Source organism: Labrenzia sp. 011 (genome assembly GCF_003075075.1).
Taxonomy (GTDB): Bacteria; Pseudomonadota; Alphaproteobacteria; order Rhizobiales; family Stappiaceae; genus Roseibium.
In genome coordinates, this window is record NZ_QCYM01000001.1 from 18865 (window position 1) to 33082 (window position 14218).

The following is a 14218-nucleotide window of genomic DNA, read 5'->3' on the forward strand; positions in this document are numbered from 1 at the left end:
CAGCCGCGCTTTTCGCAGCCGTTCCCCAGGGGGCGGTCAAGTCCTGATATGCGCGTCCGCGTCGACAAGCACCCAGCCGTTCGGTCCCAGATGTTCCTGAGGCCGGAACCGGGCCTTGTAGGCCATCTTGGCGGAGCCTTCGACCCAATAGCCGAGATAGACGTAAGGCAGACGCAGTTTCCGCGCCCGGTTGATGTGGTCGAGAATCATGTAGGTGCCCAGCGCCGTGCGCTCATAGGCCGGATCGTAGAAGGAATAGACCATCGACAGCCCGTCGGAGAGCTGGTCGGAGAGCGCGACGCCCAGTAGCGGGCCTTCGCCTGCGCCGGTCAGGAAACTGTCCGGCCCCCGGCGCCGGTATTCCAGCACCAGCGTCTCGACATGGGTGTCTTCGACCATCATCGCATAGTCGAGAACGCTCATCTCCGTCATGCCGCCGTTCTCGTGCCGGGCCTGCAGATAGTCGCGGAAGAGATCATATTGTTCGGCCGACGGGCTCGGGGGAAGGCGGGTGCCGACAATGTCCGTGCCGGACTTCCAGACGCGCTTGAAGGATCTGGTCCATTTGAAATCGTCCACGCGCACGCGCACGGAAATGCAGGCCTGGCATTTTTCACAGGCCGGCCGGTAGGCAATGTTCTGGCTGCGGCGGAAACCGCCCTGCGTCAGAACCTCGTTGAGCGCCGGAGCGTTGTGCCCGACCAGATGCGTGAAGACCTTGCGCTCCTGTCTGCCCTCCAGATAGGGGCAGGGCGCGGGCGCCGTCAGATAGAATTGCGGATGATCCGTTGGGTGCCGTGTCACCGTTTTATCCCGCGAAACTTCTGGGTTCGATCGAAGACCGCAGAGCGGTGGTCATATCCCATTTCCGCGCCAGAGCCGAGAGGTCTGCCGCAAACCCGCAGCTGCGCCGGTCAAGGAGCGCACCGTCGCCTGCCGGGAGGCGCTGTACAGCTTGCCAGGGCGAAGGGGCCGGTCCGGGCAACGCGCCTTGCCGGCAAGGGGCGGTTCGATGGGGAATGATCAAGGCTCTTCGGTCGTCCTCCACACTTACAATCCGTAATACCATGGAGCGACCAGAGAGAAGGTCAACCATAAAATAAGGGCCAGCGGTGCGCCGGCACGCACGAAATCGATGAATCTGTAGTGACCGGGGCCCATGACGATCAGGTTGGTCTGATAGCCGATGGGCGTGGCGAAGGAACTGTTGGCGGCGAAGATCAGGCAGACCACGAAGGCCTCCGGCTTCTGGCCGATCTGGTCGGCCAGATTGATGGCAATCGGCGTGAACAGCACCGCGGCCGCATTGTTCGACAGGAAATTGGTCAGCAGCATCACGACGAAGAACAGCGCCGACAGCATGACCGGGGCCGAGGCACCGTGCAGCACGTAGACCATTGCCGAGGCAATGGCCGTCGAGCCACCGGTCACCTCCAGCGCCACCGCGCCCGCGAGCGAGGCGCCGACCAGCATGAAGATGCGGCTGTCGATGGCACGCAGGGCCTGACGGACGTTGAGGCAGCCCGACGCGATCATCGCGAAGGTTCCCGCGACTGCAGTCGAGACGATCGGCACCCAGCCGCTGGCGGCCAGCAGGACCACGCAGGCAAAGATGATCAGTGCGTGCGGAGCGTAGCGCCGCCGGGGCAGTTCCGCCGTCGACCAGTCCAGCAGCAGTACGTCGCGGTTGCCGCGCAGGCGGCCGATTTCGTCTTCCTTGCCGGCCACCAGCAGCACATCGCCGGCTTCCAGGCGGATATCGTTCATCGCCATGCGCGGCATGCGGCTGCGCCGCTGGATGCCCATGACCAGGCAGCCGGTATCGCTGTAGAAGCCCGATTGCGGCAGTGTCCGGCCCATCAGGCGCGAGGCGGGGGCGACCACCACTTCCGCCAGGCTGATGGAGCCGGGTGCCGCGGCCGAGGACTCACGACCGCCGGCGTTGCTGTCCGTTTCCGCTTCCATGAGCGGCTGGCGCCCGGCAAGGGCGTTGGCCAGCGCCGTACGGGTGGCGGCAACGATCACAGTGTCGCCCGGCGACAGCACCACATTCTCGAACGGCGGCAGGATCGGCTTCTGGCCCCTCTGGACGAGGCGCACGGTCATGTCCTTGAGTTTGGGAAACATGCCGGAGACCGATTCCACCCCCACCAGCGGATGGCCGTAGGTGATCTCGATCTGCGCGATGAACTGCTTGCCGGAAGTGGCCTGAAACTCCTCGGCCATGGTCTTGCGGGTCTTGAGGAAGCGCGGCATGAGGAACAGGACGTAGAGTGCCCCGGTGCCCGCCACGATCAGGCCGATCGGCGTGAAGGAGAAGAACGTCAGCTTCAGGTCGGCGCTCTGGGCGGCATAATTGGCGACCAGAAGGTTGGTCGACGAGCCGATCAGGGTGGTCATGCCGCCCAGGATCGCGAGAAAGGACAGGGGCATCAGCACCCGGGCGGGAGATTGTCCGACAGTCGCCGCGACTGCGGTCAGGATCGGCAGGAACATCACCACCACGGGCGTATTGTTCAGGAAGGCGCTGAGCACCGCGACGGTGAGCAGAATGGGGATCGCCGCCCGGTGCGAGCGGCCGCGGGTCATCCGCACGATCGTTTTCGCCGGACCCTCCAGTGCATCTGTCTGGAACAGACCCTGACCGATGATCAGCAGGCAGATGACCGTGATCAGCGCCGGATTGGAAAAGCCGGCCAGAAAATCGCCGGCCACAACAGGCGTTCCGTCCGGCCTGGTGACGGGAATGACCGAAAAGATGACGATGAAGGCGGCAACCGATCCCAGCGCGATGGTTTCAATCGAATAGCGCTCAATGGCATAGAGAACGACAGTCGACGCGATCACCAAGAAGGTCAGCGCCATTGCAATATCAACTGATTCCATTCACCTGCCCAAGGACATCATCGCCGAAGCTGACGAGTGCGTACTTTAAAGCAGGCGGCCTCGATATTGAAAGAGGCAAGTCACCAGAATGTCGTAGATACTAAGGGGAAAGGTCCGAGCGCCGCACAAGGCGGCGACCGGACGGTGGGGGAGCCGGGAAGGCCGGCCGGTTGACGGACACTCGTTGTGCGCCATGTCATGCGGACCGGGCGAAAATGTCCCGCCGGAGGGAACCTGCCGGCCAGGAGCGCGTTGATAAGATCATGAAGACATCGGAACCACTGCAACCGGCCCGCCGCCCGCTGCTGACTCTCGGGCTGTTCATTGTCGGCGTTGTCGGCATCGGGATCCTGATCGGAACCCTGTCCGCGCCCGGACCCTGGTACGAGGCGTTGCGCAAGCCGCCCTTCAATCCGCCAAATTGGATCTTTGCACCGGTCTGGACAGTCATCTACGTCCTGATCGCCATTGCCGGCTGGCGAATCTACCGTTTCGCGCCAGGCAGTCTGTTGATGGGCGTGTGGGGCGTACAGATGCTTTTCAACTGGGCGTGGACACCGGTGTTCTTCTCGCTCCAGCAGATCTGGGCGGCATTTGCGGTCATTGTCCTGCTGTTCGCGCTGGTTCTCATTTTCATCATCCGCGCCTGGAACGCCGACCGCATGGCTGCGCTGCTGTTCCTGCCCTACGCGGCCTGGGTCGCTTTCGCCGGACTCCTGAACCTCTCGATTGCCGTTTTGAACTGATCGGGCATCAGGGGGGTGACCTCTTAAATGAAGATGAAATGGTTTGAGGCGACCTGGTCTTCATCAAGGAGGGAAGGCGCAGGAAATGGCTTCACTCCGTGTCGTCAGCGTGCTTGACCGGGCAGGAAGCCCACTCCGCGCACGTTTCCTGACGGGCTGTATTCCTGTCGAATTAACAATCATTGCTGGAATGTTCTTGAACGGGACCAATTTCCGGAACGCCATGCGATTTCAGGTGCGTCTGTCCGCAGGTCGGTTTTTCTCCTACGCAAAGTTCTCCGGACCCCGGAGAAATTGACAAGAATCAAGGCCGAACCTCATTTGAGTTATTATATTCAAACATATGAATATAATTCGGAGGCTGAAATGACGCTCGACTGGAAAATTGGAGGGCTGGCTCTGGGGCTGGTCTTTTTCGCGGCGGTTCTGCTGGTCAAACCCATCGGGGTCTCGACTCAGTTCGTGATCCTCGACGGAGTGCTGTGGGACGCGGTCAATCCGGCGGCGGTGACGCAGACGGAAGACGGCTATACGTCAACGAACGCCTATCTTGCCAAATCCGGCGGCAAATACGCCAAGGCGGTCGCCGAACCCCTGAATTACAGTTTCGTCTTCGTTCTGGCCATGTTGCTCGGCGGTGCCGCTTCGGCCTGGCTGCGCGGTGGTGTCGGCGCCGAAGAGCGACGCGTGCCCGAACTCTGGCGCGCGAATTTCGGTGACAGTCCGATCAAGCGCTATGCGGCGGCCTTTGTCGGCGGCTTCATTGTTCTGTACGGCGCGCGGCTGGCGGGCGGCTGCACCTCCGGGCACATGATGTCCGGCATGATGCAGACGGCGGTATCCGGGTACCTGTTTGCTGCCGGCGCATTCGCTGCGGGTGTGCCGACGGCCCTGTTTCTCTATCGCCAGGAGGCCTGAACCATGGAAATCTTTCTTGCTCTCCTCATCGGCGGCGCCTTTGGCGCGGTGCTGGACCGCGTCGGGGCCTCCAACCCGAATATGATCGGGCGCATGCTGAACCTTACCGACCTGAGGCTGATGAAAGCCATCCTGCTGGCCATCGGCACCGGAGCGGTCCTGATGTTCGCCGGGCAGATGCTGGGCATTGTCGATGTGGGCCACATGTCGGTGAAAACGGCCTATCTGGGCGTCTTCGTGGGCGGTCTTCTGCTGGGTGTCGGCTGGGCGCTCGCCGGTTACTGCCCGGGCACCGGGGTCGTCGCAGCCGGTGCGGGCCGCCGGGACGCATTTGCCTTCATCGCGGGCGGTCTTCTGGGCGCGGCTGCCTACATGACAACCTATCCGGCCGTCAAGGCCACGGGTCTTCTGGACGCGATCCTTGGCGGAAACGCGACGCTGGGAATGATCCAGGGCACGGAGTATCCGGGACTGACCGGATTGCCCGGCGACATTCTCGGCATCGTTCTGGGGCTGGTCTTCGTTGCCGTGGCCTTCGTTCTGCCGGAGCGGATCATCCGCAAGGACACGCGTCTTCCCGCGGAATGATCTTCCTGATCTGCCAGCCGCGACTGAGACGTGCGTCCGGTTCTCCGCGCCGGTTTCGAGCGCGGAGCCGCTGTTGCAGCTGGTGAAGGTGGCGAATGACTGCGGCAAAGCGGTGCCGCAGCTTCGGTCCCGTGATCAGGTTCCGTGTGCCGGGGCCTCGTCACGGCGCATGGTCAGGACATCGACGCCATTGTCCGTGACGGCAACCGTATGCTCGAACTGCGCGGAGAGTTTCCGGTCATTTGTGACCACCGTCCAGCCGTCGTCCCCGGTCGAGATCTTGCGGGTGCCCTGGTTGACCATGGGCTCGATGGTGAAGACCATGCCCTTGCACAGCTTCAAGCCCGTTCCAGGCCGCCCGTAATTGAGCACCTGCGGTTCCTCGTGCATCTCGCGGCCGATGCCGTGCCCGCAATATTCGCGCACGACCGAACAGCCGTTCCTCTTGGCATGCCGTTCGATTGCGAAACCGATGTCTCCCAGATGTGCTCCGGGCCGCACCTGCTTGATGCCCTTCCACATGGCCTGCTGTGCAACCCGCACCAGGCGCCGTGCGGCAGGTGGCGGATTGCCGACCAGATAGGTCTTGCTCGAATCCGCAATGAAGCCGTTCTTTTCGAGAGTGATGTCGAGATTGATGATATCGCCGTCACGGATAAACTCGTGCGGATCGGGAACGCCGTGGCAGACGACATGATTGATCGAGCAGTTCAGGGCATATTCGAAGCCGTATTGCCCCTTGCTCGCCGGGCGGGCGTCCAGATCCACGGTGATGAAGCGGTCGACCAGATCGTTGACCTGCAATGTCGACATGCCGACAAGGTCCGTCCCATCGAGCATTTCGAAGACGGACGCCAGCAATCGGCCTGAAACGCGCATGAGTGCCAGGTCGTCGGGTGTCTTGACCATCTCAGGCGACCGCCAGATCCGCATGCGGCTCCTGGGCCGCCTCCAGCTGCATCTTCACGATGTCGTTGAAAGACAGGGTCGGATTGGTTTCGGCCAGCATGCCGATTTTCATCCAGAACTCGGCCTGCGCGTTGATGGACCGGCACATGACCGTACTGGCCCTGCGGGCTTCCTCATGCAACTCGTCTGCGATCTTTACGATGCCCATGGATGTCTCTTTCTGCTGATCTATATACGAAATGTATATGGTTCATATACAGATCAGTCAATCGGATGCGATCGATGTGTCCCGCATGAACGGCTCACCCGGGTCCTATCCTCATTCCATGATCCGGCGCGTGATCCTGATGCCATTCCAGAGGGAGGGGCCTACCCGCGCTGCGCCACATGCTCCCGGTAATAGGCCGAATTGATCACCACCACGCCCAGCACCATGTCGTGCAGCAGGCGCTTGCGGTCGGAGAACAGGGAGACCAGCAGGACAAACGGGGTCAGCAGGGAGATGGAGAACCAGAAGAGAATGGCGTGGACCGCCGCAAGCAGCGGATAGGGCCGGGCACCGTACCACAGGCGCATCTCCAGACCCATGGCGCGCATGCCCGGTGTCGCGGACTGCGGACCACCGAGGGTGAAGGCCACATAGAGCAGTGCGACGGCGGTCGGCAGGATGGCATAGAGCAGGAAGCCGAGGCCGAGGGTGAACACACCGAGCACGAATACCAGCACACCGGCGGCGAGGGTCAGGAGCGCGATCACGATCACGTCGATGAAGAACGCGAAGATCCGCCGGCTGCGTACGCCGGAAAACAGCTCCGGATGGCGGGCCGCTTCGAAGACGTCCTTGCGGACGTGATCCGATGAAGTTTCGACTGACATGATCCGGCTCCCGGTTTGTGGTCAGGTGAATGTGGGGCGCTTTACCGGGATTCGCAAATTTCCGGCACTCTTGCGGGTTCCGTCAGTCCATGCGCTCGCCGATTTCCAGATAGCGCACTCCGTAGCCGTGTTCGCGCAGGGCGGCCACGATGCGCTCGCCATGCGGTCGGTCGAAGGCCTCGAAGGTGACATCCAGCGTCGCCCCCTTGGCCGGCACGTTCAGGAACAGCCGGTGATGCTCCACATCGACGACATTGCCCTGCAGGTCGCCGATCACCGTGGCGATCTCACCCAGAACGCCCGGGCGGTCCGGCGTGTCGATGCGGATGGAGACCAGCTTTCCGTCGCGGGCCAGCTCGCGCACCACGATCTTCGACAGAAGCCGCGGATCGATATTGCCGCCGCACAGCACAAGGCCCACCCGCTTGCCCGCGAAGCGCTCCCGTTCGCTCAGAAGACCGGCAAGACCGGCGGCGCCCGCGCCTTCGGCAATCGTGCGCTGCAGGGTGAGATAGGCGTTGATCGCCTGTTCGATGCTGCTTTCGGACACCAGCAGGATGTCGTCGACGGTCTTGCGCACGATTTCCGTCGTCAGTACGCCGATGTCGCGCACGGCGATGCCTTCGGCGATGGTTGCGCCCTCGCAGCGGACTTCCTTGCCGTAGAGCGCGCCCCACATGCCCGGATAAAGCACCGTCTCCACGCCGATGACCTCTATGGAGGGTTTCACGGCCTTGGCCGCCGTCGCCATGCCGGAAATCAGCCCGCCGCCACCGATCGGAACCACAAGCACGTCGAGATCCGGCTGCGCGGCCAGCATCTCGAGCGCGATCGTGCCCTGTCCGCGGATCACATGGGCATCGTCGTAGGGGTGCACCCAGACCAGATTGCGGGTTTCCGCCAGCCGGTCGGCCTCCGCCTTGGCCTCGGCAAGCGTATTGCCGGCCAGTACCACGTCGGCACCATAGCCGCGGGTCGCGGAGATCTTCACGAAGGGCGTCAGAACCGGCATCACGATGGTCGCCGGAATGCCGAGGCGCCCGGCATGATAGGCAACGCCCTGCGCATGGTTGCCGGCCGAAACCGCGATGACGCCGCGCGCCTTTTCCTCCTCGGTCAGGCTGGCGAGCTTGACCAGTGCACCGCGCTCCTTGAAGGCGCCCGTAACCTGCATGTTCTCGTATTTGACGAAGACATCCGCACCGGTGAGCTGCGACAGGCGCGGGGCGGGCAGGCAGGGCGTTTCCAGCACCGCGCCGCGGATCAGGCCGGCGGCCTGGCGGATATCTTCGAAAGTGACGGTCTCGGGTGCGCCTGTGGCGCCGTCCGTCATCTTGCGTCCGCCAGGATGGAGGCGGCCCTGGGCGCGAAATAGGTCAGGATACCGTCGGCACCTGCGCGCTTGAACGCCATCAGGCTTTCCATCATGGCGCGTTCGTCGTCCAGCCAGCCGTTGACGCCGGCCGCCCGGATCATCGCGTATTCCCCAGAGACCTGATAGGCGTAGGTCGGCACGCGGAAGGTGTCCTTGATGCGCCGGACAATGTCCAGATAGGGCATGCCGGGCTTGACCATGATCATGTCGGCGCCTTCGGCAATGTCCAGTTCCGCCTCCCGCAGGGCCTCGTCCGTATTGGCCGGATCCATCTGATAGGTGCGCTTGTCGCCCTTCAGCGTGCCGGAAGAGCCGACCGCCTCGCGGAACGGCCCGTAGAAGGCGGAGGCATATTTGGCCGAATAGGCCATGATCTGGGTGTCCCGGAAGCCTTGTCCGTCGAGCGACTGGCGGATGGCGGCGACACGGCCGTCCATCATGTCCGAAGGGGCGATGACATCGGCTCCCGCCTCGGCCTGGACCAGGGCCTGCCGGCAGAGCCGGTCGACGGTTTCGTCGTTGAGAATTCTCTCGCCCTCCATCAGGCCGTCATGGCCGTGGCTGGTATAGGGATCGAGCGCCACATCGGTCATCAGGCCGAGGTTGAGCCCTTCCGCCTTGATCGCCCTGAGGGCGCGACAGGTGAGGTTGTTCGCGTTGAGGGCTTCCGAGCCGGTCTCGTCGCGCAGGTCGGGATCCGTATAGGGAAACAGGGTCATCGCCGGAATGCCGAGAGCCGCGGCCCGTTCGGCTTCGCGCACAGCCTCGTCCACGGACAGGCGGAAAACATCGGGCATGGAGGCAACGGGCTCGCGCACCTTCTCGCCGTCGACCAGGAAAATCGGCCAGATCAGGTCATCGACCGTCAGTGTGTTTTCGCGCACCAGACGGCGGGACCAGTCCGTCTGGCGGTTGCGGCGCATGCGCGTGCCTGCCAGAAGTGAATCCATATGGTCTGGGGTGATGGGCGGAAGCTGGAATCTGGACGGCATGGACCCTGTCTGCGTGGTGAGAGTGTTGGTGAATCTGCGTTGCCGCAAATGCGTGCCGCAATCTATCATGCAGATCTGCGCTTTCCAACATTCTGTAAAATAACTGAAATTAATGGAGAAAAAGAGTTTGTTTGACGTGTGCGTCAAATGTGCTTTAGTGCTGACGAAACATGCAGGAGACAGAATTCTGCGACAGAGAACCCGGGACGGGAGCCCCGGTCTCGACTGCGTTTGGGAGGACTATCCGTGGACTTTTCTCTGAATGAAGATCAGCGCGCCTTTCAGGACATGGCGGCAAGCTTTACCCGCGACGAACTGGCGCCCTTTGCCGGTCAGTGGGACGAGGACAGCCATTTTCCGGTGCCGACCCTGCGCAAGGCCGCCGAACTCGGCTTTGCCGGCATCTATGTGCGCGAGGACGTTGGCGGTTCGGGCCTGACCCGCCTGGACGCGGCGCTGATCTTCGAGGAACTCTCCAGGGGTTGCACCTCGACGGCCGCCTATCTGTCCATCCACAACATGGTTTCCTGGATCATCGACACCTACGGGTCGCAGGAGCTGCGCGAAAGATATCTGGGCCGGCTGTGCACCATGGACCTGCTGACCAGCTATTGCCTGACCGAACCCGGATCCGGGTCCGATGCGGCCAGCCTGCGCACCAGCGCCCGCGACGATGGCGACCATTATGTCCTGAACGGCTCCAAGGCCTTTATCTCCGGCGGTGGTGTCAGTGATCTTTATGCGGTGATGGCCCGTACCGGCGGGGAGGGGCCGTCGGGCATCTCCTGCCTGCTGGTGGAAAAGGGCACGCCGGGCCTCAGCTTCGGCGCCAATGAAATCAAGCTTGGCTGGAAGAGCCAGCCCACCGCGCAGGTGAATTTTTCCGATTGCCGGGTCCCCAAGGCCAATCTCGTCGGTGACGAAGGGCAGGGCTTCCGGATCGCCATGGCGGCGCTCGACGGTGGCCGGCTCAACATCGGCGCGTGCTCCCTGGGGGCCGCGCAGGCCTGTCTGGATCATGCCATCGCCTATGTGAAGGAACGCAAGCAGTTCGGCAAGCCGATTGCCGAGTTCCAGGGTCTGCAGTTCCGCCTTGCGGATATGGCCACCGAACTGGAGGCGGCCCGCCTGCTGCTGCACAAGGCCGCGCAGGCAGTGGAGGGCAAGGCGCCGAATGCCACCGGCCTTGCAGCCATGGCCAAGCGGCTTGCCACGGACACCGGCTTCAAGGTGGTCAACGACGCACTGCAGCTTCATGGCGGGTATGGCTATCTGCGCGATTATCCGATCGAACGCTTCTTCCGGGATGTCCGGGTGCACCAGATCCTTGAGGGCACCAACGAGATCATGCGGCTGATCATCGCCCGGCAGCTTCTGAAAGACTGAGTGAAGCGGTTCCCCTTACTCCTTGAAACGACTCCACAATCCCGTGAGGCGCCTAAGTGACCGACGATATCCTGTTTGAAAAACGCGGCCTGGCCGGATTTGTCACCCTGAACCGCCCGAAGGCGCTCAACGCGCTCAATCACGCCATGGTCACGGCGCTGGCCTCCCAGCTCGAGCGCTGGGCGCAGGACCCTGGGATTGCCCATGTGGTCATCACGGGCGCGGGCGAGAAGGCCTTTTGCGCCGGTGGGGACATCCGCAGCATCTATGATGCGCGCCAGGCAGGGCAGCTGGACGGGCTCAGCGCTTTCTTCCGCGACGAATATATTCTCAACGCACGGATCAAGGCCTTTCCGAAGCCGTATATTGCCCTGATCGACGGCATCGTCATGGGCGGTGGAGTGGGCGTGTCGGTGCATGGCAGCCACCGCATCGGCACACGGAAGACCCTTTTCGCCATGCCGGAAACGGGTATCGGCTTCTTTCCCGACGTGGGCGGCACATGGTTCCTGCCGCGCATGCCCGGGAGGACGGGGGTCTATTGTGCCCTGAGCGCCGGCCGCATGAAGCAGGGGGATGCGCTGGCCACCGGTGTGCTGACCCATGCGATCGAGGAGTCTTCCCTGCCGGATCTGGAACGGGCGCTCGAGACCGCCGGGGATATCGACGCGGCCCTGGCGCCCCATCTTGTCACGCCGGAAAAGGGACCGGTCAGTGAGAACGCAGAGCTGATCGAGCAGGCGTTTTCAGCCGGGTCCGTGGAAGAGATTCTCGACCGTCTGGAAGCCGCTCCGGACAGTTTTACCCAAAAGACCGCGGAAGCGATCCGGCAGAAGTCGCCCACCAGCGTGCTGATCGCCTTCGAACAGATGAGGCGCGGCGCGACGCTTTCCTTCGAGGACTGCATGCGGCTCGAATATCGCATCCTGTGCCGCATTCTCCGGGGCACGGACTTTTTCGAAGGCATCCGTGCGGTGCTGGTCGACAAGGATCAGACTCCGAAATGGACACCTTCCCACTTCAGTCAGGTGGACAGGGCGGATCTGGCGTCGTATTTCGAGGAACCGTCTGATGGAGATCTTCCACTTTAATCCGGGACCGGACCGCCGATGATTACCAGTTTTCAGGACCTGATCGACTCCCGCCCGCCGTGGAGCACCGTTCTGGTCTGGTACCTGCGCGCTATCGCGATTCTTCTGTTCGGCGGGGGCATCATCTACTGGGCGCGTATCATCGGCATTGTCGAGTGGCGCGGCCTGTGGTTCTGGGACATGCCGGTTGCCCTTCAGGGCGCGATCGTCTTCTTCGCCGTACTGGATCTGGTCGCCGCGACCGGCCTGTGGCTGACAGTGTCCTGGGGAACGGTCATGTGGCTCTTTCGCTGCGTCAGCCAGATTGTCATGCATACGGTTTTTTCCGATCTCTACGGCAGGCGCCCCTATGAGATCACGTTCTATCTGCTGACAATCGCGATCTTCGGCCTGCTGTTCTATCTGATGGAAAAGGAAAACCGCGCCGGGTCCGGCTGACGCGCGTTCCGGTCGTTGCCGGGAGCGCATGTTGATTCCAGGCCTGAGCGGCTCCGCACAACAGATTCAAAAACATCACGAATTTTCTTTTGGGAGGGAAACCATGTCACAGACAATCGGATTCATCGGACTTGGCAACATGGGCGGCCCCATGGCGATCAATCTCGTCAAGGCTGGGCATAGGGTGCTGGGGTTCGATCTGTCGGAAGCGGCCATGTCCGCCCATGCGGAAGCCGGCGGCGAGAAGGCGGCCGGGATTGCCGAGCTTGCCGGCGCCGCGGATGTGATCGTGACGATGCTGCCGGCAGGCAAGCATGTGCGCCAGATCTATCAGGGCGAGGGCGGTATCCTGGAAAACGCCAGGCCGGGAACCCTGCTGATCGACAGCTCGACGATCGATGTCGACAGCGCGCGCGCCGTGATCGCGGCCGCGACAGAAGCGGGCATGCCCATGGTCGACGCGCCGGTGTCCGGCGGCGTTGCGGGCGCCGCGGGCGGAACGCTGACCTTCATGGTCGGCGGGGCAGATGACGCCTTCGCGGCGGCCAAACCCTATCTCGACATCATGGGCAAGACGATCGTGCATGCGGGCGGTGCGGGCAACGGTCAGGCTGCGAAGATCTGCAACAACATGATCCTGGGAATTTCCATGATCGGCGTGTCGGAAGCCTTCGTGCTTGCCGAACGTCTCGGGCTGGACGCTCAGAAACTCTTCGATATTTCCTCCACCGCTTCCGGCCAGTGCTGGGCGCTGACTTCCTACTGTCCGGTTCCCGGACCGCTGCCGACCAGCCCGGCCAACAGGGATTATCAGCCGGGCTTTGCCGCGGAAATGATGCTCAAGGATCTCAAACTGGCGCAGGAAGCTGCGAATTCCTCCGGCGCGGCAACGCCGCTGGGGGCGGAGGCGGCGGCCCTTTATGCGCTGTTCTGCAATTCCGGAGGGGATGGCCAGGACTTCTCCGCCATCGTCAGGTTTCTGCGGGGAACAGCATAAACAAGATATTAATTGGCCTCTTGAAACACCTTTTGCAAATTAACCAATGATTCAGCGTGTCTCTTAAGCAGATTTTAGAATCGGTCGGTTAAATTGCTTAGTAAGGCGGGAACAATAACCGTCGAACGACAGGTACTTGAAGAGGCACAATCAGATGATTACAGCAAGCAGGGCAGTTGACGCTGTTGCACCCGGCCAAAGCGAAGAAGCGGAAATCAAGCCGCTTTATCTTGAGGCTCTGACGCTCGTCGAGCGTCTGCACAGACGTCTTCTCGACGTTATCAAGGATGAGTTCGATCGTATGGGCCGGTCAGATGTCAACAGCGTGCAGGCACTGCTGCTGTTCAACATCGGCGATGCGGAACTGACGGCCGGTGAGCTGCGGACCCGCGGCTACTACCTGGGATCGAACGTTTCCTACAATCTGAAGAAACTGGTCGAGACCGGTTACATCCACCACCAGCGCTCCCGCATGGACCGGCGTTCGGTCCGCGTCAGCCTGACGGAAAAGGGTCGGGAAGTGGCGAAGATCGTCAACGACCTTTACGAGCGTCACGTTCTGTCCGTGGAACAGGTCGGTGAGATCGGGGCCGAGGATTTCACGATCCTCAACAAGTCCCTGCGCCGACTGGAGCGCTTCTGGACCGACCAGATCCTCTATCGCCTTTAACGGCGATGAAAACGGCAGATCCGGATGGCACCGCCCGCTGGGCGGTGCTTTTCTTTGTGCTGCGCACCTGCATTTGCGCGGCCGCGCGATAAAAACATGTCGAATTTTCTTCGGTGAGCGCGCAGACGGTCCAACTTGCGGCCGCCGACATCTTTAGGTCACATTGAAATGGCTTTGTTCGGTGCCTCCGGCGATGTGACAGTTAAAAATCAAGCGATTTGTTAACTCCCTTTCGATAGTCTCGATCCCGGAGAAGCGGTCTGGCAAATATTCCTTTGCCTTCCCGCACGGAAATATGCGATCAGTTTTTGAATGACCGATTGGAATCGGCCGATCATTCATGAGT

15 protein-coding genes are annotated in these 14218 nt (G+C 62.0%); 8 read left to right on the forward strand and 7 right to left on the reverse strand.

Going from position 1 to position 14218, the window contains the following annotated elements:
- Positions 1-36: 36 nt before the first annotated feature.
- Together DCO57_RS00095 and DCO57_RS00100 are read right to left on the reverse strand one after the other, a co-directional pair.
- Positions 37-804: an arginyltransferase gene (locus DCO57_RS00095; protein ID WP_116696832.1), complete on the reverse strand. Its 768-nt coding sequence runs from the start codon at positions 802-804 to the stop codon at positions 37-39.
- A 246-nt stretch (positions 805-1050) separates the two neighbouring features.
- Positions 1051-2886: an SLC13 family permease gene (locus DCO57_RS00100; protein WP_116696833.1), complete on the reverse strand. Its 1836-nt coding sequence runs from the start codon at positions 2884-2886 to the stop codon at positions 1051-1053.
- 263 nt (positions 2887-3149) lie between these two features.
- On the opposite strand from DCO57_RS00100, the gene DCO57_RS00105 reads away from it, so the two are divergent.
- From DCO57_RS00105 to DCO57_RS00115, 3 genes are all read left to right on the forward strand, one after another.
- Positions 3150-3632 (forward strand): TspO/MBR family protein, encoded by a 483-nt coding sequence (locus tag DCO57_RS00105; RefSeq protein WP_116697301.1) that lies wholly within the window; start codon positions 3150-3152, stop codon positions 3630-3632.
- A gap of 366 nt (positions 3633-3998) precedes the next feature.
- Complete coding sequence (locus tag DCO57_RS00110; protein WP_116697302.1) at positions 3999-4550, forward strand: YeeE/YedE thiosulfate transporter family protein; 552 nt, start codon at positions 3999-4001, stop codon at positions 4548-4550.
- Between the two features lie 3 nt (positions 4551-4553).
- On the forward strand, positions 4554-5138 hold the full coding sequence (locus tag DCO57_RS00115) for a YeeE/YedE thiosulfate transporter family protein (protein WP_116696834.1): 585 nt from the start codon (positions 4554-4556) through the stop codon (positions 5136-5138).
- Positions 5139-5273: 135 nt separating this feature from the next.
- Here DCO57_RS00115 and map read toward each other — a convergent pair whose 3' ends face one another.
- The 5 genes from map to hemB all read right to left on the reverse strand — a co-directional run bounded on the left by map (position 5274) and on the right by hemB (position 9248).
- Positions 5274-6047, reverse strand: a complete 774-nt coding sequence (gene map / locus DCO57_RS00120) for a type I methionyl aminopeptidase (RefSeq protein WP_116697303.1) — start codon at positions 6045-6047, stop codon at positions 5274-5276.
- 1 nt (position 6048) lies between these two features.
- Positions 6049-6255 carry a ParD-like family protein gene (locus tag DCO57_RS00125; protein ID WP_116696835.1) on the reverse strand — a complete coding sequence of 69 codons (207 nt, stop codon included), beginning with the start codon at positions 6253-6255 and terminating at the stop codon, positions 6049-6051.
- Between the two features lie 161 nt (positions 6256-6416).
- Positions 6417-6923 (reverse strand): RDD family protein, encoded by a 507-nt coding sequence (locus DCO57_RS00130; RefSeq protein ID WP_116696836.1) that lies wholly within the window; start codon positions 6921-6923, stop codon positions 6417-6419.
- Between the two features lie 82 nt (positions 6924-7005).
- Entirely contained in the window at positions 7006-8256 is a 1251-nt protein-coding gene (locus DCO57_RS00135; RefSeq protein ID WP_116696837.1) for a threonine ammonia-lyase, read from the reverse strand.
- The gene (gene hemB / locus DCO57_RS00140; RefSeq protein ID WP_205756057.1) at positions 8253-9248 is read right to left on the reverse strand and encodes a porphobilinogen synthase; all 996 of its coding nucleotides are present in this window, start codon (positions 9246-9248) and stop codon (positions 8253-8255) included. The genes DCO57_RS00135 and hemB overlap by 4 nt, the downstream gene beginning before the upstream one ends.
- A 288-nt stretch (positions 9249-9536) precedes the next feature.
- Here hemB and DCO57_RS00145 point away from each other — a divergent pair, with 288 nt between their 5' ends.
- The 5 genes from DCO57_RS00145 (at position 9537) to DCO57_RS00165 (ending at position 13872) form a co-directional block, all read left to right on the forward strand.
- A complete protein-coding gene (locus DCO57_RS00145; protein ID WP_116696839.1) occupies positions 9537-10676 on the forward strand; it encodes an isobutyryl-CoA dehydrogenase in 1140 nt (379 codons plus the stop codon).
- 56 nt (positions 10677-10732) lie between these two features.
- Positions 10733-11767, forward strand: coding sequence for an enoyl-CoA hydratase/isomerase family protein (locus DCO57_RS00150; RefSeq protein ID WP_116696840.1), 1035 nt, complete (start codon positions 10733-10735; stop codon positions 11765-11767).
- 18 nt (positions 11768-11785) lie between these two features.
- Entirely contained in the window at positions 11786-12205 is a 420-nt protein-coding gene (locus DCO57_RS00155) for a DUF6163 family protein (protein ID WP_116696841.1), read from the forward strand.
- Positions 12206-12233: 28 nt separating this feature from the next.
- On the forward strand, positions 12234-13202 hold the full coding sequence (mmsB, locus tag DCO57_RS00160; protein WP_116696842.1) for a 3-hydroxyisobutyrate dehydrogenase: 969 nt from the start codon (positions 12234-12236) through the stop codon (positions 13200-13202).
- A 154-nt stretch (positions 13203-13356) separates the two neighbouring features.
- Positions 13357-13872 carry a MarR family winged helix-turn-helix transcriptional regulator gene (locus tag DCO57_RS00165; RefSeq protein WP_116696843.1) on the forward strand — a complete coding sequence of 172 codons (516 nt, stop codon included), beginning with the start codon at positions 13357-13359 and terminating at the stop codon, positions 13870-13872.
- The last annotated feature ends 346 nt before the right edge of the window (positions 13873-14218 follow it).